Raw genomic sequence first — 19905 nt, 5'->3', positions numbered from 1 at the left:
GTCTATACGGTGCTGTAACTTATTCAATGCGACTCCAGTGAATCGGTAAGCCAATGGGGAGCCGCGGGCCTGGCAGGCGTTTGCGGAAATTGGCTCGATTCCGGCCACTCGCGTAACGCCTGGCGGTACTCCAGCAACTCCAAATACTGCTTTGCTGTTAGTGTCGTCACCCGACCAAGATCTTGCTCATCGCGGTGGCGTGCTACAAGCCATTGATTGGCTGAGAGGCTGGAACGGCGCCACAAACGCTCTCGCATTACCGGATCGTCTTCCGACATATCAGCCGTCAGTGATGAGTCAAAATGAGCGTCCGACGCAACGGGCGGCGCGACACTCGGCTCTATTGGGTTCAACCGCTCTCCCACTTCAACTTCAACCCCCTCGGGGATAAGACTCATTGAGGTCAGAAACCCAGGGGCAAACAACTCAGTGATCGCGTAGTGGCCAGTGTCGATCAGTTCAGCGACAACCCCTTCGTCCAGGCGTGCATAAACAGCCATTATTCGTACTCCCAGATTTCACAAAAAGCGTTGCCGCCGGGCCCGCTCAGGCACGAAGCCGAAGCATTGGTCGAACAACTGCCACTGCCTCCCGAACCTCGCGCGCCGGGATTACCATTGCCGTTTACCCCCGTGAAAGGGCCGCCACCGTCAAATTGACTGGCCCCCCCGGTTCCAGACAGAAGTCCCCAGTTGGTATTGCTCATCGCATAGCCGCCGTGAATGCCGCGAGCGTTGGCAAGATTGCCTCCTGTTACAGTCAGCCCTCCCATGCCTCCCTGAACAAACCCGGACGTCGTCGCCACGAACGTCAGGATTTGTCCGCCGAAACCGCCCGCAGCACTCATGTAGGTCCCAAAGGAAGCACCGCCTCCCGCAGCACCCGCCCCGTTGCGCGCGGCACCTCCTGCTCCCAATGTAATAGGCACCCCGGCCAGCATTTCAGCGCTCACGTCATAGAGACTTTCGGCATAGGCACCTGAACCACCGCCGCCACCCAGACTTTGATAAGTCGCCGCGACGGGCGGGCAACCGGCCCCGGAACCACCGGCGCCCACCAATCGCACGCGAATCCGTTTGGCCTTGGGATTGGGGCGGTAAACCGTAGTCCCGACCGTATCGAATTGCTTGACTGCCAACAGTCGGCCAACGGCATCGGTGATGCCGTAGCCACTCAACGTGGTAGGGGTGTTTTTCATTTTGGTGAAATCGACCAATGCGCCGATCGCCAGCGCCAACTGGTCATTTCTGGCTTCGTCAGGTGTCAACCCAGCAGCCTTGATGACGTTCAGAATCTCTTGCGTCACCCCATTGCCCCAGGCCGCTGGAATCAGCGATCCCGGTGTTCCGACAATGGGGTTTTCATCGACAAACCAGCCGTTGACCAGGCCAACACTGGGAATACTAGTTGGATAATCCACTTTCTCTTCTCTCGCTGTAGGTCTAATAGAACATTGACTATTTCTCGATGGAACCAGGAGCGAGAGGCCAAACGATTTCGGTTGGAAAACCCGCTTGTTGCTCAATGCGATTCAGCTCAACGCTGTAGAGTTTCCACTCCATCAGGGCCAACTGCTCAACGTGAGAGGCATCACCGATATCCTCGGCGTATTGAAGTGTCGCTATTCGCAAAACAGCCTCACGAAGAAGCGTGTCACGCTTGGCCAGGACCTGAACTTTGATGTCGAACAGGCGAGCCACCTCGTCAAGTTTCCAGCCATTGTCATTCCAGACGTAGTAGTTGCCCGGCCATGGTTCGACTGTAAAAACTTCCGGTAACTCTCCGAGTTCACTCCAGACCTGCTGGGCCCCGCCATCCTTGCGATAAACCAAACCACGACGATCAATCACTTCCCGAGGAACATTGTTCACCAGCGCCCATGTACGGCCGCTTTCCGCAGGCGGTAGTTCGAATGAAAGTTCAACGGCATTACTGGGTAATTGAATACCGACACCCGGAGTGACAGGAAACTCTACGGGCCCTGACAAGGCGCCCGAGTTATCTAATAGATAATAAAACATGGGCACCTCAGATAAGTTTTATACGACCGGGATAAGCGATGTTGCGTGGCCGGGATTTGTAGGAGTAGAGCAAGGTATTGGCTGCATCCATCTGGAAACTGGTTCCTGCGGGAAAAATGGGACCGCCATTGCTCAGCCCCGATACATATTGAGGTTCCTCACGGGTATCGGCGCCAAATGCAGTTAGGCTATCGGTCCACCGCGAGCCCACCGCGCCAGCACCATTAGCCCCCATCGCGTAGGAATGAATGGAGCCAGGTTGGAAGGCACCCATTACCCGTCCGGCGTCCACCGAACGCCCCTCGTCCAAAACCCTCAAAAACTCCCCTCGTCCTTCGGGGCCACGAAACGTCAGCGCACCATCACCGGAGGTCCACTTGCCTTCATTACCCGCCCGAGTAGCTTCAGTGCCGAGCATTCCCGACTGCTGTGCGTGATCCCAGAGCCAGGGCCACTCGGCACGTTTCATTACCGTGCCATTGAGCGCCCCATAGCCACCCGGGCTCAGCAGAGTGGTTGTCTCAAAGAACGGACGCCCCAGCGGGGTGTTATCGAATCGCCCGACCGGCCACCAACTGCCGGCACCATCGCTGCGCAGATGCCACCAGTCCCCACTGCCCATCAACACCAGAAACGAATAACCGCCCGCCGATAGATGCGTATGAAATCGGATTCGGTCAGTGCCTACTGCCTGAATCACGAGGCGATTGCCGCTGTTATCAACACGTCGAACGATGACGTCACGAACACCCAACGCAACATTGGCTGGTGGCAGGCTGACGGTGGCGGCACCTGAACTGGCATCAATCAGTACGAGGCCAAGTTCTTCGACGGTCAGAACTTTTGATGCCGCTAGCCGCGTGATCACCGAATACATCGGATTGGTCTTGCCAATGATCGCCAGGATAGCCTTGAGCAGTTGACTGTTGTCCGCTTCGGAAGGCGCCAGACCTCCCCCGGTAATCACACCCAGAACCTCTTGCGTGACGCTGTTGCCCCATACAGCCGGAATCAACGATCCCGGTGTCCCGGCGACGGGGTTTTCATCGACAAACCGGCCATCGACCAGCCCGACGCTGGGGACGCTTTTTGGATAATCCATATGTCTATCGTTCCTCTGAAATAACAAAAAGTCCGTGTCGACGTGGTTGTCGGTGCAATCGCGCCCACGATTTTTTTTCAAAAAAAAAGCCCACGCATACGTGGGCTTGAACAGGGGAATTGAATGGCTTTCGCCTAGTCAGCCGGGTCGCTGATGAATTCGCGAATAGCCACCAACGCTTCATCGCCCACGCTGCGGGCTTGATCCATCTTGCCCTTGGCCGCGTGCGCGCGGATTTGCGTTTTGGCCTTGAGGCGCAGTGTGCGCAGGGTCAGCAATTGGTCGCTGAGCTCTGCGGCTTTACTCAAGATCTGCTCGGCGGCCTGCTTGGCCGTCCGGCCTTTAACAACCCAAGCAGACACAGCCAGCGGCACGTCCTTTTTCGGGTAGCCGGCGTCCTGAAAGGCTTGGGCGTCAGCGGCCGCCTGGGCATATTCCATGGCTTTGAGTGGATCACCGGCCAGGGCAGCGCGAGCACTGTCTGCGGCGGCATCGACTTTGGCGCACAGGCGTTCGGCTTCCTGCTGTTCCAGCTGAGCAACTTTCGCGGCGTCCAGCAGCCATTTTTCACCGTCCCAGTCATGGGCGGCAGAAGGTTGTGCGGGACGCAGACCGTCCTCGAACTGATGAAGCTCTTGAATAACGTTCATCGAATCAACTCCCAGGAAAAACTGACATTGACGGCCGCCGCAAAGTTGATCGCGATTCCCGTGGCGTAATCAGAAACCGGATGGTTCTTGATCCCCATACTGAACAGCAATTCATCGCTGACGGCGCTGGTCGAACCGAGCATGTGTTCGGCCTGGTAGGACTGCCAAAGCGAACGTACCTGGTTATGGTCAAAACTGGCGGTCAGCGTCGTGACCGTGACGTCGTTGACAAAGTTGTTGGTAACCATCACGCAGGGAAGTGGAGTCGTCCAACCTGCATCGTGATTAGAACTGGTGGTCAGGGCCGGTGAGAGAAAGCAGTAGTTGCCGCCAACCCAACCTGTTGGCGCAAACGCCACGCCGGTGATCTCCGTCGTAGAAGGCGTCGGGTTCCCCACCACCAGACGTGCTGCCCGGGCATGAGGATCCAGCGGCAGGTAAACCACACCATTTCCGTTGACCGTTTGTGTCCACGCCAACCGGTTACGGTTGTAGATCGACCTGATGACCGGCACGGAGCCCGGTGCTCCCGTCATCACCCAGGCGATGCAAATGTCCAGCGGCGTGGATTGAAAACCGCCCCCCGCCCCGCCATTGACAGTGCCCTTCAAACCTTCGGGCGCAGCGTCATAGATTGTTCCTCGCTGCGTATAGAACGTCAGCGCTCCCCCTATCACTTGCGCTCTCAGGAAATAGCCCGAGTTAGCCAGCAGTTCCAGGCTGCTCCAGGCTGTGGTCACAAATGTACGGGAGCGTCCCAACTGCCCGGCCACGACTTCCTGACCGAGACTGATGTACACACCAGCCGGAATCGAAACCTTGCCACCGCCGGTCGAAACAGCGGTCGGGGTCACCGGCAAACGGGCATCGGCGGTCGCCACTGTCGGCAATGGCAAGGCCGTTAGGGGCAATGCCAGATCCTGGTTCCAGCCCTTGGCGGTGACCGTTTGAATCGCTTGCAGCAACTGGTCGCTTTTCGCCTCATCCGGGGTCAATTCCCCTGCCTTGATGACGTTCACAATCTCCTGCGTTACCCCATTCCCCCATTCCGCCGGAATCAACGACCCCGCCGTCCCGGTCAGCGGGTTCTCATCCACAAACCTCCCATTCACCAATCCGGCGCTGGGCACACTCTTCGGATAATCCATCCCTCTACTCCCTAGTCATAATTGATGTGTACCCTGGTGTGCGCCGGTGCGCTGCGGTGGATCAGGCACTCCAGCGCCGAGCCTGGATTCACGCCGAAACGCTCGCCCCAGTAACTCGCCCCAAAACGCCGGCCCAACAGCAATCGCCCACCGGTATTCAGCGTCCACATGAACTGCGCTTCCCAAGTGCCCCAGTGCGCCGCACCGAAACGCGAGCGGCCCATGCGCGGGGCTTCGAGTTCGGTGATGGTGGCGTTCGGGTAACCCTGGCTTTTCGCGATCTCGAGGTAGTAGCCGACGGCTTGACTGCCGACCGCGAGCAGTCGCCGGCGCACGGCCAGGCGGCGGTCATCGAACAGTGGCGTGGCGCCCAGGCATGGGTCGGGAAGGTTCATTACCCGCTCCCAATCGGGCACCAGTTCGCTGACCCCAGCCGGGTCCATTTCGTTGAGCAGGTCGGCGGCGCGGGCGTCGAGGCGGGCCAGCTCCTGTGCCACGCCTTCGAGCACTTCTTCGAGTTCAGGAACTTGTTCAGGGTCCCAGGCCGGCCCACTGGGCAGCAGGCTGCGCAGTTGGGCGTGGTATTGCGCGGCGGTTCTTATGCCCCCCATACGCAACCTCCAAACGTCAGCAATTCGTTTTTGTTGGCAGGGACATCGGCGACGGGCGAGGTGAGTGAGTGGTCGTATTCACCACTGGCGCTGCTGATGGCTTCACGGATGTGACTGATCAACAATTTCTGGCCGAGGTCGGCTTCACGGTTATGCAGGTCACGTAATTGCGCCTCGACTGCCGCACGGACTGCCGTGGTGTCGGGACTCACGCTGAGGTGATAGACGACCGGTACCTGAACCGGCCGCTGTACATGCACCTCGGCGGTGACCGGGCGCAGAGGCTCGATGTAGGCCTGGACTTCGGCCAGTTGTTCGTCATTCGGCACCGGCTGCGGATCGTCGTCACGCATGATGAACAGGCTGACCGTGCCCGGCCCCAACAAACCGCCACGGCACCAGGCGCGGGTCACACCAGGGCATTCCAGGGCCCAGGTTTCATAGTCCTGGGCCGAACCGCCGTGGGGGATGATGCGGTAGGAGCGAATCACCCGCGAGCGCAGTGACTCCAGGCTTTCCCGCGCCACACCACCGTTGAGCCCCGGCGCCAGTACGGTAAAGCTATTGCCGACGATCCCCGCAATCGGCTGCACCGGTATCAACGTCAAGCCAGCCTCGGCATTGCCCAGGCTGCCGGCTTCGAGCGCGGCGATGGTGGTGCTGTTGAGGCCGTTGCTGGTGGTGCGCGCGGCGGTCACTTTGTAGGTGCGACCGTCGCTCGATTGCAGCAGGGTGTCGACGTCCAGCACGGCACCGGCGCTGGCGGTAAAGCTGACGCTGCCGCTGGCCGCTTGTGCGGACTTGCGCGGCTGGTTCAAACGCAGTGCGGCGATCCGTTCCAGGGTCGATTCATCGGCCTTGTCCGGGAGGATCTGCTCGGCGATCCAGTCCAGGTAGCCATACAGGCCATAGGCGGCGCCACCGAGGGTGCGGGCCAGCACTTGCGCATCGGACTGGCGCAGCGAATCGCTGGCCAGGTCGCTTTGGGCGCGCTTGATCAGCACCGGCAGCGAAGGGGTTTCAAACGGCATAGATCACCTGCCAACTGTTATCGGGGTTGATGTCCAGGCGTTCGCCGTCGGCCAGGGTCAGGACCGTGCGCAGGTTCAGGCGCTGGGCGTCGAGGCGTTCGCTGATGATGTCGATGGCGCTGCAGTGGCCGTCGTCGATCAGCCATTGCAGGGCTTCGCGGGCATAGAACTCGGCGTCCATCTGGGTCTGGCGGGTCAGCTTGACCCGGCGCAACAGCCACAACCGCGAACCGATGCGGTCGTCGGCCACCGTAGGAAAGCTGTCGCCCCACCAGCCAAAACGCTCTTCGTCGTCGAGGGCATCGTCATCGGCGGCACGGCGCCAGGTGAACAGGCTGATCAGCACTGAGCGAGTCAGTGCGGCGTGGAGGTTCTGGCTGATCAACATCACTGCCCTCCCGCCGGTGCGCCGGTCTGGCCGTTGCCCGCTTGCACGCCGACATGCACGTGTTTGATCTGGCTGATGCCACCGGCAATCTGATCGCCGGTGGAGACGATTTTTCCGGTCTGGTTGATCACGGGTGTGTCGAAGTTGACTGCACTGCTGGCGCGGATATTCAGGGTGGCAGTTTCGATGTCGATGATCCGCCCGCGCTTGAAGTGGATCTTGTCGCCTTCGTCGGTGTAGATCGCTACTTCTCCCGCGGCCAGGGACTGGAGGCGATAGCGACGGTCGGCGACTACCAACACGATGGCGTGGGAGCGATCACCGCCCAGAAATGTAGCGACACCTTCGGCGCCGGCCAGTGGGTTGCTGGTGAATCCGTAGGGTTCGAAGTGCTCCATGTCATCGTTCACTTCGCCGGCGGTGAGGCGCATTTGCAGCGATTGAAGCTTGGTGGCCGAGTTGGCGAGCACGACAGTGCCGCGCGCCAGGAGGCGTGTCAGTAGGCTCATGTTGAATTCCTTGGAGGGGCGAGGCCGAAGGCTGCGACCTTTTAAGGGGCGACCTTTTAAGGGGCTATCAGGTTTTCTTCGGGGGCTCGGGATTGGCATCGAAGGTATGCGGCGGTGCGACTTGCAGGGTGGTGATCGAACCTTGCGCCGACAGCGAGTAGGTCACTTTGGAAATCAGCATGTCGTCATCGAACCCCAGCACCGGATCCTTGACCCGCACCAACGTGTTATGACGCCACAGATCGCCGTTCGATTGCCGCCAACCCTGCACCTGATAAGTGGTGGTTTTGGCCTTGCCGACGCGGGTAGCGCTTTCCCAGTTGGCCCGTTGCAAGGCGAGATCGGGATTGATCTGCATGCCTTCGTTGATCACCGTAACCCGCCGACGCTTGTAGCTCAGGTCGGCAGATACCGATTCAACCTCGCTGACCGCCGCCCCGCTCTTCTTGTCCGTGCCCTTTTGCTGACCGATGACCCGGTATTCGGAGAACACCTGGCTGTAATCCATCGGTGCGTTGGCCGAGAGAATATTCTTGCCCAACTCCAGCGCATCGCTGGCTCGGCCACCACTGCCAGGCCGGGCCAACACCAACCGGCCCTGGGCATCATCGGTAGAAAACACCCGGAATAACGTCAGCAAGCGGTCGATGGATTGAAACACCGTTTCCCCCGGCACGATGGTGTGACTGCTGAGCCGGGCGGTCTCGGGAATTTCACTGACCACAAAGACCTTGTAGGTGATCGCCAGCGCTTCGACGATGCTCAACAGCGATTGCTCATGCCATTGATTCGGGCGGTTGGTCGCGGCGCAATCCACCAGGTCCTGAGTACAAGAACTGCCTTCGATGTTCAGGCTGATCTGTCGCCCGTCATAGCTGATCGGGGCCTTGAACACATACCCGGTCAGTACCAGATCCTGGCCGATGCGCACTTCACAGGCGTCACCGGGCTGGATCCGCTTGTCCACGTTCTGCCCCGGCCATTGCCAGGTGATGTTGAGCTTGAAGGTGCGGAACTGACGCTCCAGATCCGCCGTGATTTCCACGCTTTTCCAGCCACCGTATTCCAGGCCGCCGACCGTCAATGTGACGCGGTTATCCATCTCGTTCATGGTTCACTTCCCGGAGACTTTCACATCGTTAGGCGCGTACCCCGGATGGGCAATCCCGTTGCGCTGAATCACTTCGGTGACCCGCGTTGCATCGGCAAATTGCTTGTACGCCACGACCAGCGCCGGAAGGCTTTCCTGAAAAGACTTGCTGACCTGTCGTACACCCGACGACGCCACTGCCTTGAGATGCGCAAGCAACGCCTGCTTCACATCGTCGATAGCCTGGTAGTGCGCGGGACCGGCCTTGTCCAGCATCGGGTTGGTCGCCTCTACCAGCGCCTTTTGCAGTGCTTTCAAATCGTCGGTGACCGGTACTTCCTGCCGGGTGACCGGCAGGTTCGCCTGCTGCTCCAGCGATGGCGTCGACGACAGTTTCACCGGTGTCGACGCGACCGGCATCGAGGCAACCCATTGCGCTACTTTGACCAGCAACGTGTCCTGCACCAGATCGGCCATGGCTTGCGCCGCGGCCGTGGTGTCCTTGCCGGTGGTGAGCTTTGGGGCATCGGCCTTGCGGATGGCTTCGAGCTGTTGGGACACGTCGGCAATCACGCCACGATAACCCTCCTTCGCGAAGTCCTTGAGCGATTTGATATCGCCGAGCAAGCCCTTGAATTCCGCCGCCACTTCCTTGGGCAATTCCTTGACCGCGTTGACCAGCTCGGTGATCTGCCGATATTGCTCGATCAACGGTTTGAGTTGTTCCTTGATTACGTCATACACCCCGGTCAGGCTGTTGCGCAGATTGGCGATGCCGATTCGCGCGGCCTTGATCAGGGTCATGGCCTGTTCGAAACGCGCCACCGCCGAACCCAGCAAGGTGTCGGCCTTGGCCAGCAGCACCTTCTGCGTGCTGACCGTGGCCGTCGGAAACGGCAGCGGTTCATCGGGGTAAAACTTCAGCGTGAACGTCACCAGCCCGCCGTCCTGGCGGGTATGGGTCATGTCGCATTCGCCGACCTTGACTTGTATCCGCCCCAGCCACGGGTGCACCAGTTCACCACTGCCCTGCTCCAGCGCCTTGAGCAGCTTGTCGCGCTGCTCCAGGCAATCGGGGCCGACGATGAACGCCGTCAGATCGTGGATCTTCGCCTGCTGGCCAAGGCCCTCGAAAAACGGCAGGTCCCGCTGCGGATACTCGTGCAACTGGCCCTTTTTACCGACCGGGGTTTTCGCCTGATCGACCCAGAAACCGACACCGCGAAAGGACGCCGGCAACAATCGGTCACGCCAACTCATTGGAGCCTCCCATGGAAAGTGAGCGGTAGCCGATGCGCGAGTTGAGCGACAGCCCCGGTTGATTGGTTTGCGGTTGATCGGTGCGCAGCCCGGCCGGCGCGTTTTCGAAGCGAACCGTCAGGCCGCCTTCGAGTTGCGTGCGATTGTTGGCGGCGCTTTGCTGCACCAGGGCGTTGGAGCCTTGGGCCAGGTTGTTCGACAGCGGCGCCGCATCATTGCTGGCACCAAAGAACGCTGGTGCGAGCTCCCCCTTGCCTTCGGCATTGGTTTTCTGTTGCGCCGCAGTCAAGCCTTCGACCTTACCGGTAACACTGGTAATGAAACCGCCAAAGCCACCGTTGAACATTTCCCTGATTGGCGCGAGCAGGTCTTGCAGCTTGCCCGACCAAATGGAAAACCACTCGGTGACCGGCTCCCAACCGGCCTTGAACATGTCCAGGGGGGACCAATCAAAGAGTCCCTTGAAGTAATCCACCATCGGTTGCGCCCGCACTTGCAAGTCTTGCCACATGCCCGAGAAGTAATTGCTAACCGGGTCCCAGGCGGCACGAAACACCTCCGCCGGCGACCAGTCGAACAGGCCTTTGAAAAAGGCCACCGCCGGTTGCGCCTGCACTTGCAGGTCCTGCCACAGGCCCGAGAAGTAATTGCTCACCGGGTCCCAGGCGGCACGAAACATCTCCGTCGGCGACCAGTCGAACAGGCCTTTGAAAAAGGCCACCGCCGGTTGCGCCTGCACTTGCAGGTTCTGCCACATCCCCGATAAGTAATTGCTCACCGGATCCCAAGCGGCACGAAACATCTGCGTCGGCGACCAGTCGAACAGGCCTTTGAGGAAATCGACCGCCACCGCGGCCAGCGCACGAAGCACATCCCAGATCGCCGAAAAGCACGTAACCACCGGTTGCCAGGCACGGGCGACCTTGTCCACCACGTTCCAGTCAAAGAGCTTCTTGAGAAAACTCATCGCCGGCACTGCCAAGGCCCTGAGCAAATCCCAGAGCGCGGAAAACAACCCCACCAGCGGCTGCCAATTGCTGGCCACGATGACGAGCGGATGCCAGGAAAACAGCGTCTTGAAAAAGTCGCCGATCGGGGCCGACAGTTTTTTCACGTCCTCCCAGAGCGAACCGAAAAAGCCACTGATCGGTGCCCACGCCGCTTCAATCGACGCTTGGGGCAACCACTCGAAGATCGACCGAAAGCTCTGCCAGGCCTGTGCCGTCGCGCCGTAAATCGATCCCCACAGCTCGGAAACAAAACCGCTGATCGGCGCCCAACCCGCCTTCAGCGCCTCAAGCGGTTTCCAGTTGAACAGGCTCTGGAACGCTGCAAACGTCGACTCCGCCGCCCCTTGCATCGCTTGCCAGATACCTTTGAAGAATCCCGATATCGGCTTCCAGTAAGCCACTATCAAACCCGCTGTCAGGGCAATCACTGCGGCGACAATGCCAATGGGGGAAGCCAGCAGACCCATCACAGCAACGAGCCCCATGGCCCCTGCAGTGACCACCGTGAAGGCCACGGCTGCCGCCGCCAACCCTTCGACCAGTGCAGGGTTATTGGCGACAAATTCGCCAACGGCAGTGATCAACGGCATCAGGCCGGTGACCACACTGTTGACCGCCGGCAGCAGCGCCTGCCCCATTTTCAAGGAAATACCGTCTACCGCATCGTTGAACTGCTTGAGGTTGGTAGCGGTATGACCGAGCGACACCTCAGGCGCTTTCAGCGTCGTGGTTTTACTGGATTTGTCCTCGAGTTCATCTTCTGCCTTGATTGCCTTTTTGATGCCGCTGATGAAGGGTTCCAGCAGCCCGCCCCCATTGATGAAGGCGCCCGCATCGAGCGTGCCGAGGCCGCTGTCCTCGATGCTTTTCTTGAACGCGCCGATCCTGGCCTTGATGCCCTTGAGCTGGGTATCCAGCTTCTGGGCATTGATCACGACCACGGACATGTTCACCGTGGTCTGAATGTTCGTCAGGCTCATGCTTTGTTGTATGTTCGCCATCACTGCACCTGCTGCATCGCATTGATCCGTTGCGCGTGCTCCAGCGATTCGCGGAGCACATCCAGTGGCCTGGCCATCATCTGTTCGGGGTCAACCTTCCAGAACCAGGCCAGGTCATAGGCGACTGCGATCAGGTCGGTGATGGCTCCGATGCCGCACTCATGAAAAAACTCGCGACCGCCCAACTCAGCGTATTGAGGTCAGCCAGATCCAGTTGGTTGACCGACGACGGCGGGATGCCGGCGCACACGGCGATGTATTTGGCCGCGACGTCCATGTCGAGGCTGACCTCTTCGCTCTTGTCGATCTTGTACGGCAGCGCCTTGATCGCTCGCACTTCCTGCACCGTCGGGCGGCGCAGGTTGAGCTCGGTCAAGGGCTCGCCGTGGGCTTCGATCGCAACTTGAAGCTTCACGGCGTTGCTCATTGCCAGGTCCCCTTGATGCCTTCGAATTTCAGTTCGATGGTGGCGTCATCGCCTTTGGATACCGGCTCCTCCACCAGATAAGCGCCGGCTAGTACATAGACTTTGCCGTTGCTGAATTCGCAGGTGACGGTCATGTCGGAGCCTGCGATCAGTTGCTTGAGCGGGAAGTCCGCAGTGTGCAGCGCCGTCACTTTGAACGACGGCGCGATGTCGGTTTCCTTGTAGAAGCCCGGCACGACGGTTTCCCGTTTAACGGCCATCAATGGTGCTTCGCAGCCACCGTTGATGGTCAGTTGAGCGCCGTCCACTTTGACGTAGCAGGTGCCCGCAATCAGTTGACCCATGGTGTTTCTCCCTTCAAATAAAAAGCCCACACGCGGTGGGCCGAATTCATACAGTCAAAGGCAGCGATCAGGCTGCGTCGTCGTACTGCAGACGGAACTGGTTGAGCAGCGCGAACACGCGCAGGCCGTTGATGTAGTCCGGCGGGAACAGCACGTTGACCCGGCTCGGGTCCTGAGTGTCGCGCTCGACGATCAGGTGTTCGGCGAACAGCTCGGCGTTTTCCACATGGCCTTCCAGTTCGAGCTTGGCGTACTGGGCGATCAGCTCACCGCGAAGGGTGCTCGGGGTAACTATTGGCTGGCCGGCGCCGAAACGGGTGCCGTCGGAGGCCAGTTTGTGGCGACCGTATTTGCTGGTGATCACGCTTTGCAGACGACGCACGATGAACGCCGACTGGTGCATGGTTTCGCTGTCCAGGTAGGAGTTGTCTGCCTGGCCGTAGGCGTTCTTCTGATAGGTGGTGATCGAACGCTGAATGCGCACGTAGCCGCCTTCGTAATACGCGGTGGCGATGCCGTAGTTGAGCAGCGACTGACGCTCGGTCAGGGTGAACCGCTCGCTCGCCGGAGCCGGGTCGAGACCTGGCAGGCTGCCGCTTTGGGTCGGACGGCTGGCGTCGGCCGAGATGAACACCGAGGTGCGCGCAGCCAGTGCGGCGGCCTGCACCCAGAACGGTTGCGGTACACCCGGTTCCAGCGCCTGGATGGTCATGTGCTGGTCGTTACGCGCCTGACCGGCCGCCACCAGAGTGCCGACGGTGCCGCGTTTGGCACTGTAGACGTGACCGAACAATTGCTTGGCCCAGGACCAACGACCGGTGCTGTCATCCATGACGGCTTGCCAGGTGTTGAGCGTCGACAGATCCGACCACGGCATGCAGATGAACTCGAACGGTTCATCGCCCAGCGCAGCCACGGCAGCCACTTGATCCGGCACACCGGCGCCGCCAGTCATGGCGGTGATCGCCGAGGTCAGGCCGGCCGGGGTTTCTTCGCCGTTGCTCTTGCCCAGGCGATTGAATTGCAGGCTGATGTCGTTGCCGCTGTCGCCAGTCCATTTGGCGCTCAGGGTGACCACACCTTCGACCGCTGCGGCAGTGACCGGCAGATCGGCGCTGGCGTTGATTTTCAGTGCCAGGGCGGTGGCCGCTTGCGCCGCGGTGGCGCCGTTGACGATGGCCGCCTGAACGCGAACGCCGCCGACGTACAGGTTGAGCACGCCGCTTTGGGTCGCCGCACCCGTCAGGGTCAGCACGCCTTTGGCAATGCTGCCTTCGGTGTTGTGCAGCGGCAGGCACCAGATCTCGCCGATCGGGTCGGTCTTGCGCCAGGTTTCGTACATCGAGGCGAGCATCGAGCCTTGGCCGCCAATGCTTTTGGCCAACGCCACGCTGGACACCAGCACCAGCTTGCCAACCTCGGCCGGCGCGATGTTGTCGTTGACCTGAGCGACGATCAGGCGGCGCATGGCCGACGACGCGCTATTGGCGGCCGAGTTGTCCATTTCGGCATAGAACAGCGGAACACGAATGTCCGCGGGGATGTTGCTGAATCCGATCGCCATTATTTGGCTCCCTGTGGTTTCGCCGCTTTCACGGCTTTGGTAGTGATATCGCCATCGGCCAGACGTCGGCGCCACCAGGCGTTGTCCGGCACTTCACGGCCCTCGAGGGGCAACAGATCGCCCGCTTCCGGGTCCGGCACAACACGGCCCGGGGCCGGCAGCACGGTGATGCGTTTGCTCATGGGTTTACGTCTCCAGAGAAAGTCAGTTCCAGGCGCCCGTCGGGGCCTGGGTGTTGCAGATTGGGGTCCGCCGGGTCGATCGCATCGACCCGCACGGTGACCCCGGTAAAGGACGACAAGCCGTCCAGTTCACGCTCGTGCCAGCTCTGCGCCGGTTGCCCCGGCAGATTGCGGCCGAGCTGGAATTCGGAAAAAAAGCGCAGGCGGTAGAGCACGCGGCTGCTGTTGATGGAAACCAGTTCGCCGCCGTCGTAGGCGATGACGCTGTAGTCACTGCCGGGCTTGAAACCCACCAGTGCGCGCCACAGTTCGGCGCGCAGGTCGTGCAGTTGATCCAGCGCTGCAGCGGCGTCCGTGGTGTCGAGCACCAGGGTGACTTCGACGCGGTCGCGGATCGGTTGCAGCATCAGGTTTTGCGCCACGCTTTTGCTCGCCACATCGGCGATGGGGACGACGTAGGCGCAAGGCGTGGCGAGCGGGTTGTTGGCTTGCAGGGTGGCGAGGTCGATGCCCGCGGCCACACGATTGGCCAGGGTCGGGCATTGCGCACGCAGTTGCGTGATCAGGGCTGTGATCTTCATGGTTCTTCACCGGGCAATAAAAAACCCGCCGCGGCGGGTTTGAGTGAACGGTACTGGCCGTGGTAAACCCGCGTCCTTGCGGGTCAGTGCGGTATGCACTGTGGATGAAGCTCCTTAAGATTGAGGGCTCAATGATCCTGAGACGGATCGCGCGGTGGCACTTCACAAACGCCAATCCGCTTGGCGGCCCAGCGTTCGTAAAGCCCGATGGCCACGTCCGCCCCGGCCATCGCCGTAAGGCAGCCAAAGGCGCCGGCGGCCCAGATCGACAGGCCCGCGGCGTACAACAGCATGATCGCCGAGACGCCGCAGATCATGCAGGCCCCGGACCGCAGGGCCAGGCGCCGCAGCAGTGACCAGCCCCGGGCGCCCTCCTTGTCGGCGCGCCACATTTCGCCGGACACCCCGCCCGCTACCGCGAGGAGGATGACCAGCCAGATCGGCATGTCCAGCAACGCTTGTTGCTCGTTTGTCATGTCACGCCTCCTGGTGTGATTGATGAGTGATGTGTGTTGGATTCAATCGATGTCTCTTGAGGTAGGCATTCCAAAAAGCCCGGAGCATTCCGGGCTTTTCAGTAATGCGCTCCTTCGCCTTCCTTTAATCCTGTGTCAAAAAGGAAGCTGACTTTTCGGTGCTACTGGCACGGTACGAGTCCATTCAAATTGTTTTTCCGACCGCGGTCCCTGCCCGCCGGATAACTGCTTCTGGTGCTTTACGCTGCACACCCGGGTCAGTTGCCAACCCTCTGAACCGTTGAGGCCGGTTCATCGCTGCCTTTGTGGTGGAACTAAAGAGCTTCGTTTCGAGCCGCTTTGTTGAGCGGCTTGAGACAAAGAATATGCATGGATGCATATACAGTCAATGCATAAATGCATTTATTTATGCACAAGAAATGCACAGGCGCATGAAAGCCCCACAAACAAAGGCGTTGGCGGTTTCCGGCAGGCGAAAAAAAACCCGTCGGGCGACGGGTTTTATCTGACAGCGGTGAGGTTAGCGGGCGTACATGCCCCACCAGAAGACGTGACCAAGGATGACGATTTGCTCTTCCTGGATTTCCTGGAAGCTGTAGTCCTCGTCCGGATGCTCATCGCGATTGAAGCTGCGCAGGCGAATCCCGGTCGGCAGGCGATAAAGCTGTTTCACCCGCAACTGGCCGTTGTGGTTGATGGCGTACAGGTCGCCGTCGATGATGTCGCCAATCCCGCATTTACCGGCATTCACCCCCACCGTGGCACCATCGCGCAGCACTGGCAACATGCTGTTGCCGCGCACGGTCACGCATTTGGCCTGGTCGAACTGCACACCGTTATGTCGCAAACTGCGCTTGCCGAAGCGCAGGCTAGAGCGCTCGCTCTCTTCGATGACGAATCTTCCTGATCCAGCAGCCAATTCAACCTCGCGAAGAAAGGGGACCGACACCTCGTCGTCATCGACAGGCGTATCGTCGTCCCACAGGCTTATGTCCTTGAGTTCCGAATGCAATTGATCGCGCCCGGCGCTGGCGGCCGGCGCGACATCCGCGCGGCCCCGCAATTGATCGGTGCTCACAGCAAAGTATTCGGCAATCTTCGAGATATGTTTATCCGAAGGATCGACGATCTTCCCGCTGAGGATGCGCGAGAGAGTGGATTGAGGCACGCCGGTGCGACGGTGAAGCTCCGTGGGGGAGATCCCGTGCTGATCGAGCAGCGCTCTTAAGACGGTAGAAACATTGCGTTTTTGCATAACGCGAATAGTGCTTGATCTTTTTTCGGAAGACAAATGCCAAATTGCATAATTTGTGCATAGACCCACGAAAAATAGCCTTGAGGCTTTCATGCCTGCGTCGGGCGGACCGCCCATGGTAACCTTGCGCCCATCGCGGAAAAGCCGGGCCGATGCCCCTCCTTTGCCCCACACCTTTCAACGAATTTGCCTATATCCGATGAATAAAGCCGTCTCCGATCTGTCCTCCCACACACCAATGATGCAGCAATACTGGCGCCTGAAGAATCAGCACCCCGACCAGCTGATGTTCTATCGCATGGGCGACTTCTACGAGATATTCTATGAAGATGCGAAGAAGGCCGCCAAGTTGCTGGACATCACCCTGACCGCTCGTGGGCAATCGGCAGGTCAGGCGATTCCGATGTGTGGGATTCCTTACCACGCTGCGGAAGGTTACCTGGCGAAACTGGTGAAGCTCGGCGAATCGGTGGTGATCTGTGAGCAGGTCGGCGACCCGGCCACCAGCAAAGGTCCGGTGGATCGTCAGGTGGTGCGCATTATCACGCCCGGCACGGTCAGCGATGAAGCGCTGCTGGATGAGCGTCGGGACAACCTGATCGCGGCGGTGCTGGGTGACGAGCGTCTGTTCGGTCTGGCGGTGCTGGACATCACCAGCGGCAACTTCACCGTGCTGGAGATCAAGGGCTGGGAAAACCTGCTGGCGGAACTGGAGCGGGTCAACCCGGTTGAACTGATGATCCCGGATGACTGGCCGAAGGATTTGCCGGCGGAAAAACGCCGTGGGGTTCGTCGCCGTGCGCCGTGGGATTTCGAGCGCGACTCGGCGTTGAAAAGTCTTTGCCAGCAGTTCTCCACCCAGGACCTGAAAGGTTTCGGCTGCGAGAACCTGACCCTGGCCATCGGCGCTGCTGGCTGCCTGCTCAGCTACGCCAAGGAAACCCAGCGCACCGCCCTGCCGCACTTGCGCAGCCTGCGTCATGAACGCCTGGACGACACCGTGGTGCTGGACGGCGCCAGCCGGCGCAACCTGGAACTGGATACCAACCTGGCCGGTGGTCGCGACAACACGTTGCAATCGGTGGTCGACCGCTGCCAGACCGCCATGGGCAGCCGTTTGCTGACCCGCTGGCTGAACCGTCCGCTGCGGGATTTGACCGTACTGCTGGCACGCCAGACGTCGATCACCTGCCTGCTGGACCGTTATCGTTTCGAGAAACTGCAACCGCAGCTCAAGGAAATCGGTGACATCGAGCGGATTCTGGCGCGGATCGGACTGCGCAATGCCCGTCCTCGTGACCTGGCGCGTCTGCGCGATGCCCTCGGCGCACTGCCAGAGTTGCAGGTGGCGATGGCCGAGCTTGAAGCTCCGCACATCATTCAACTGGCGACGACCACCAGCACCTATCCAGAACTCGCGGCGCTGCTGGAGAAAGCCATCATCGACAACCCGCCGGCGGTGATCCGTGACGGCGGCGTGTTGAAAACCGGTTACGACAGCGAACTCGACGAGCTGCAATCGCTCAGCGAAAACGCCGGGCAGTTCCTGATCGATCTGGAAGCCCGGGAGAAGGCCCGCACCGGCCTGGCCAACCTGAAAGTCGGTTACAACCGCATTCACGGTTACTTCATTGAGCTGCCCAGCAAGCAGGCCGAATCGGCACCCGCAGACTATATCCGTCGCCAGACCCTCAAGGGTGCCGAGCGCTTCATCACCCCGGAACTGAAAGCGTTCGAAGACAAGGCGCTGTCAGCCAAGAGCCGCGCCCTGGCGCGCGAGAAGATGCTCTACGAAGCACTGCTCGAAGACCTGATCGCCCAATTGCCGCCCTTGCAGGACACCGCTGCCGCACTGGCCGAGCTGGACGTGCTGAGCAACCTCGCCGAGCGCGCACTGAATCTGGACTTGAACTGCCCGCGCTTCGTCAGCGAGCCATGCATGCGTATCAGCCAGGGTCGTCACCCGGTGGTCGAACAAGTACTCACCACACCCTTCGTGGCCAACGACCTGAGCCTCGATGACAGCACCCGCATGCTGGTGATCACCGGTCCGAACATGGGCGGTAAATCCACCTACATGCGCCAGACCGCGTTGATCGTGCTGCTGGCGCACATCGGTAGCTTCGTGCCGGCGGCCAGTTGCGAATTGTCCCTGGTCGACCGGATCTTCACCCGGATCGGTTCCAGCGACGACCTGGCGGGCGGACGTTCGACCTTCATGGTCGAAATGAGCGAAACCGCGAACATCCTGCACAACGCCACCGAGCGCAGCCTGGTGCTGATGGACGAAGTCGGTCGCGGCACCAGCACCTTCGACGGCCTGTCCCTGGCGTGGGCCGCGGCCGAGCGTCTGGCGCAACTGCGAGCCTATACACTGTTCGCCACTCACTATTTCGAGCTGACGGTGCTGCCGGAAGCCCAACCGCTAGTAGCCAACGTGCACCTCAATGCCACCGAGCACAACGAACGTATCGTGTTCTTGCACCACGTGCTGCCTGGGCCTGCCAGCCAGAGCTATGGCCTGGCGGTTGCACAGTTGGCCGGGGTGCCGAGCGAAGTGATCGTGCGTGCCCGTGAACACTTGAGCCGGCTGGAATCCACGGCGCTGCCCCATGAAGTGCCGACGCCGGCCAAAGGCAAATCCGTTGCGCCGCAGCAGAGCGACATGTTCGCCAGCCTGCCGCACCCGGTGCTGGATGAACTGGCCAAACTTGATCTGGATGACCTGACACCGCGCAGGGCTTTGGAAATGCTCTATACATTAAAGACACGGATCTAACGCACTTGCCTGCAAGCTGTTAGAATCTCGCGCGGTTTGGGATGCTGCAGGCTCATAGCCTGGCCTGCAGACTATCGCTCCCGAACCTGGCGACCCCGTCCTGAAGGGGCTCCGCTGCCGCCGCCTGAGGAGAAAATTAGAAATGACCTTCGTCGTCACCGACAACTGCATCAAGTGCAAGTACACCGACTGCGTAGAAGTCTGTCCGGTGGACTGCTTTTACGAAGGCCCGAACTTCCTGGTGATTCACCCGGATGAGTGCATCGACTGCGCACTGTGCGAACCAGAATGCCCTGCCGTGGCCATCTTCTCTGAAGATGAAGTTCCCGCCGGTATGGAAAACTTCATTCAGCTGAACATGGAATTGGCCGAGGTATGGCCGAACATCACTGAACGGAAAGATCCATTGCCCGATTCCGCTGAATGGGATGGCAAGCCAGGCAAGATCGAACACCTCGAACGCTGATTTCCCTCGC

The 19905-nt window shown here is 60.1% G+C and carries 22 protein-coding genes; 2 read left to right on the top strand and 20 right to left on the bottom strand.

Annotation, left to right across the window (positions count from 1 at the left end):
* Window positions 1-23 precede the first annotated feature (23 nt).
* The 20 genes from JUI81_RS26045 to JUI81_RS25950 all read right to left on the bottom strand — a co-directional run bounded on the left by JUI81_RS26045 (window position 24) and on the right by JUI81_RS25950 (window position 16650).
* On the bottom strand, window positions 24-500 hold the full coding sequence (locus JUI81_RS26045; RefSeq protein WP_204125322.1) for a phage tail assembly chaperone: 477 nt from the start codon (window positions 498-500) through the stop codon (window positions 24-26).
* Window positions 500-1420 carry a hypothetical protein gene (locus tag JUI81_RS26040; protein ID WP_204125321.1) on the bottom strand — a complete coding sequence of 307 codons (921 nt, stop codon included), beginning with the start codon at window positions 1418-1420 and terminating at the stop codon, window positions 500-502. The genes JUI81_RS26045 and JUI81_RS26040 overlap by 1 nt, the downstream gene beginning before the upstream one ends.
* 37 nt (window positions 1421-1457) lie before the next feature.
* A complete protein-coding gene (locus tag JUI81_RS26035) occupies window positions 1458-2021 on the bottom strand; it encodes a tail fiber assembly protein (protein WP_204125320.1) in 564 nt (187 codons plus the stop codon).
* A gap of 7 nt (window positions 2022-2028) precedes the next feature.
* Window positions 2029-3123 carry a phage tail protein gene (locus tag JUI81_RS26030; protein ID WP_204125319.1) on the bottom strand — a complete coding sequence of 365 codons (1095 nt, stop codon included), beginning with the start codon at window positions 3121-3123 and terminating at the stop codon, window positions 2029-2031.
* Between the two features lie 134 nt (window positions 3124-3257).
* On the bottom strand, window positions 3258-3773 hold the full coding sequence (locus JUI81_RS26025) for a phage tail protein (RefSeq protein WP_096479609.1): 516 nt from the start codon (window positions 3771-3773) through the stop codon (window positions 3258-3260).
* Window positions 3770-4921: a phage tail protein gene (locus JUI81_RS26020; protein ID WP_204125318.1), complete on the bottom strand. Its 1152-nt coding sequence runs from the start codon at window positions 4919-4921 to the stop codon at window positions 3770-3772. The genes JUI81_RS26025 and JUI81_RS26020 overlap by 4 nt, the downstream gene beginning before the upstream one ends.
* 11 nt (window positions 4922-4932) lie before the next feature.
* A complete protein-coding gene (locus tag JUI81_RS26015) occupies window positions 4933-5532 on the bottom strand; it encodes a YmfQ family protein (RefSeq protein WP_204125317.1) in 600 nt (199 codons plus the stop codon).
* A complete protein-coding gene (locus JUI81_RS26010; RefSeq protein ID WP_096479607.1) occupies window positions 5520-6563 on the bottom strand; it encodes a baseplate J/gp47 family protein in 1044 nt (347 codons plus the stop codon). Before JUI81_RS26010 ends, JUI81_RS26015 begins: the two co-directional genes overlap by 13 nt.
* A complete protein-coding gene (locus JUI81_RS26005) occupies window positions 6553-6951 on the bottom strand; it encodes a phage GP46 family protein (protein WP_018926967.1) in 399 nt (132 codons plus the stop codon). Before JUI81_RS26005 ends, JUI81_RS26010 begins: the two co-directional genes overlap by 11 nt.
* Window positions 6951-7460 carry a phage baseplate assembly protein V gene (locus tag JUI81_RS26000; RefSeq protein WP_028939218.1) on the bottom strand — a complete coding sequence of 170 codons (510 nt, stop codon included), beginning with the start codon at window positions 7458-7460 and terminating at the stop codon, window positions 6951-6953. Before JUI81_RS26000 ends, JUI81_RS26005 begins: the two co-directional genes overlap by 1 nt.
* A 67-nt stretch (window positions 7461-7527) precedes the next feature.
* A complete protein-coding gene (locus tag JUI81_RS25995) occupies window positions 7528-8571 on the bottom strand; it encodes a phage baseplate assembly protein (RefSeq protein ID WP_204125316.1) in 1044 nt (347 codons plus the stop codon).
* Between the two features lie 3 nt (window positions 8572-8574).
* Window positions 8575-9810, bottom strand: coding sequence for a DNA circularization protein (locus JUI81_RS25990; protein ID WP_028939217.1), 1236 nt, complete (start codon window positions 9808-9810; stop codon window positions 8575-8577).
* Window positions 9797-11821 carry a phage tail protein gene (locus JUI81_RS25985; protein WP_204125315.1) on the bottom strand — a complete coding sequence of 675 codons (2025 nt, stop codon included), beginning with the start codon at window positions 11819-11821 and terminating at the stop codon, window positions 9797-9799. The genes JUI81_RS25990 and JUI81_RS25985 overlap by 14 nt, the downstream gene beginning before the upstream one ends.
* 130 nt (window positions 11822-11951) lie before the next feature.
* The gene (locus JUI81_RS25980) at window positions 11952-12248 is read right to left on the bottom strand and encodes a phage tail assembly protein (RefSeq protein ID WP_018926972.1); all 297 of its coding nucleotides are present in this window, start codon (window positions 12246-12248) and stop codon (window positions 11952-11954) included.
* Window positions 12245-12592, bottom strand: coding sequence for a phage tail tube protein (locus JUI81_RS25975; RefSeq protein ID WP_018926973.1), 348 nt, complete (start codon window positions 12590-12592; stop codon window positions 12245-12247). Before JUI81_RS25975 ends, JUI81_RS25980 begins: the two co-directional genes overlap by 4 nt.
* A gap of 67 nt (window positions 12593-12659) precedes the next feature.
* Window positions 12660-14156 (bottom strand): phage tail sheath subtilisin-like domain-containing protein, encoded by a 1497-nt coding sequence (locus JUI81_RS25970; protein ID WP_019581001.1) that lies wholly within the window; start codon window positions 14154-14156, stop codon window positions 12660-12662.
* Complete coding sequence (locus JUI81_RS25965; protein WP_007907211.1) at window positions 14156-14338, bottom strand: DUF2635 domain-containing protein; 183 nt, start codon at window positions 14336-14338, stop codon at window positions 14156-14158. The genes JUI81_RS25970 and JUI81_RS25965 overlap by 1 nt, the downstream gene beginning before the upstream one ends.
* Window positions 14335-14919, bottom strand: coding sequence for a hypothetical protein (locus tag JUI81_RS25960; RefSeq protein ID WP_204125314.1), 585 nt, complete (start codon window positions 14917-14919; stop codon window positions 14335-14337). The genes JUI81_RS25965 and JUI81_RS25960 overlap by 4 nt, the downstream gene beginning before the upstream one ends.
* Window positions 14920-15047: 128 nt before the next feature.
* Window positions 15048-15395: a phage holin family protein gene (locus tag JUI81_RS25955; protein ID WP_019581003.1), complete on the bottom strand. Its 348-nt coding sequence runs from the start codon at window positions 15393-15395 to the stop codon at window positions 15048-15050.
* A 520-nt stretch (window positions 15396-15915) separates the two neighbouring features.
* Complete coding sequence (locus tag JUI81_RS25950; RefSeq protein WP_026331839.1) at window positions 15916-16650, bottom strand: XRE family transcriptional regulator; 735 nt, start codon at window positions 16648-16650, stop codon at window positions 15916-15918.
* A gap of 199 nt (window positions 16651-16849) precedes the next feature.
* On the opposite strand from JUI81_RS25950, the gene mutS reads away from it, so the two are divergent.
* Both mutS and fdxA read left to right on the top strand, forming a co-directional pair.
* Window positions 16850-19429: a DNA mismatch repair protein MutS gene (mutS, locus tag JUI81_RS25945; protein WP_026345675.1), complete on the top strand. Its 2580-nt coding sequence runs from the start codon at window positions 16850-16852 to the stop codon at window positions 19427-19429.
* A 142-nt stretch (window positions 19430-19571) separates the two neighbouring features.
* The gene (gene fdxA, locus JUI81_RS25940) at window positions 19572-19895 is read left to right on the top strand and encodes a ferredoxin FdxA (protein ID WP_007940535.1); all 324 of its coding nucleotides are present in this window, start codon (window positions 19572-19574) and stop codon (window positions 19893-19895) included.
* Window positions 19896-19905 lie beyond the last annotated feature (10 nt).

The organism is Pseudomonas sp. 008 (genome assembly GCF_016861935.1).
Lineage (GTDB): Bacteria > Pseudomonadota > Gammaproteobacteria > Pseudomonadales > Pseudomonadaceae > Aquipseudomonas.
This window is presented reverse-complemented; position numbering and strand designations above follow the sequence as displayed.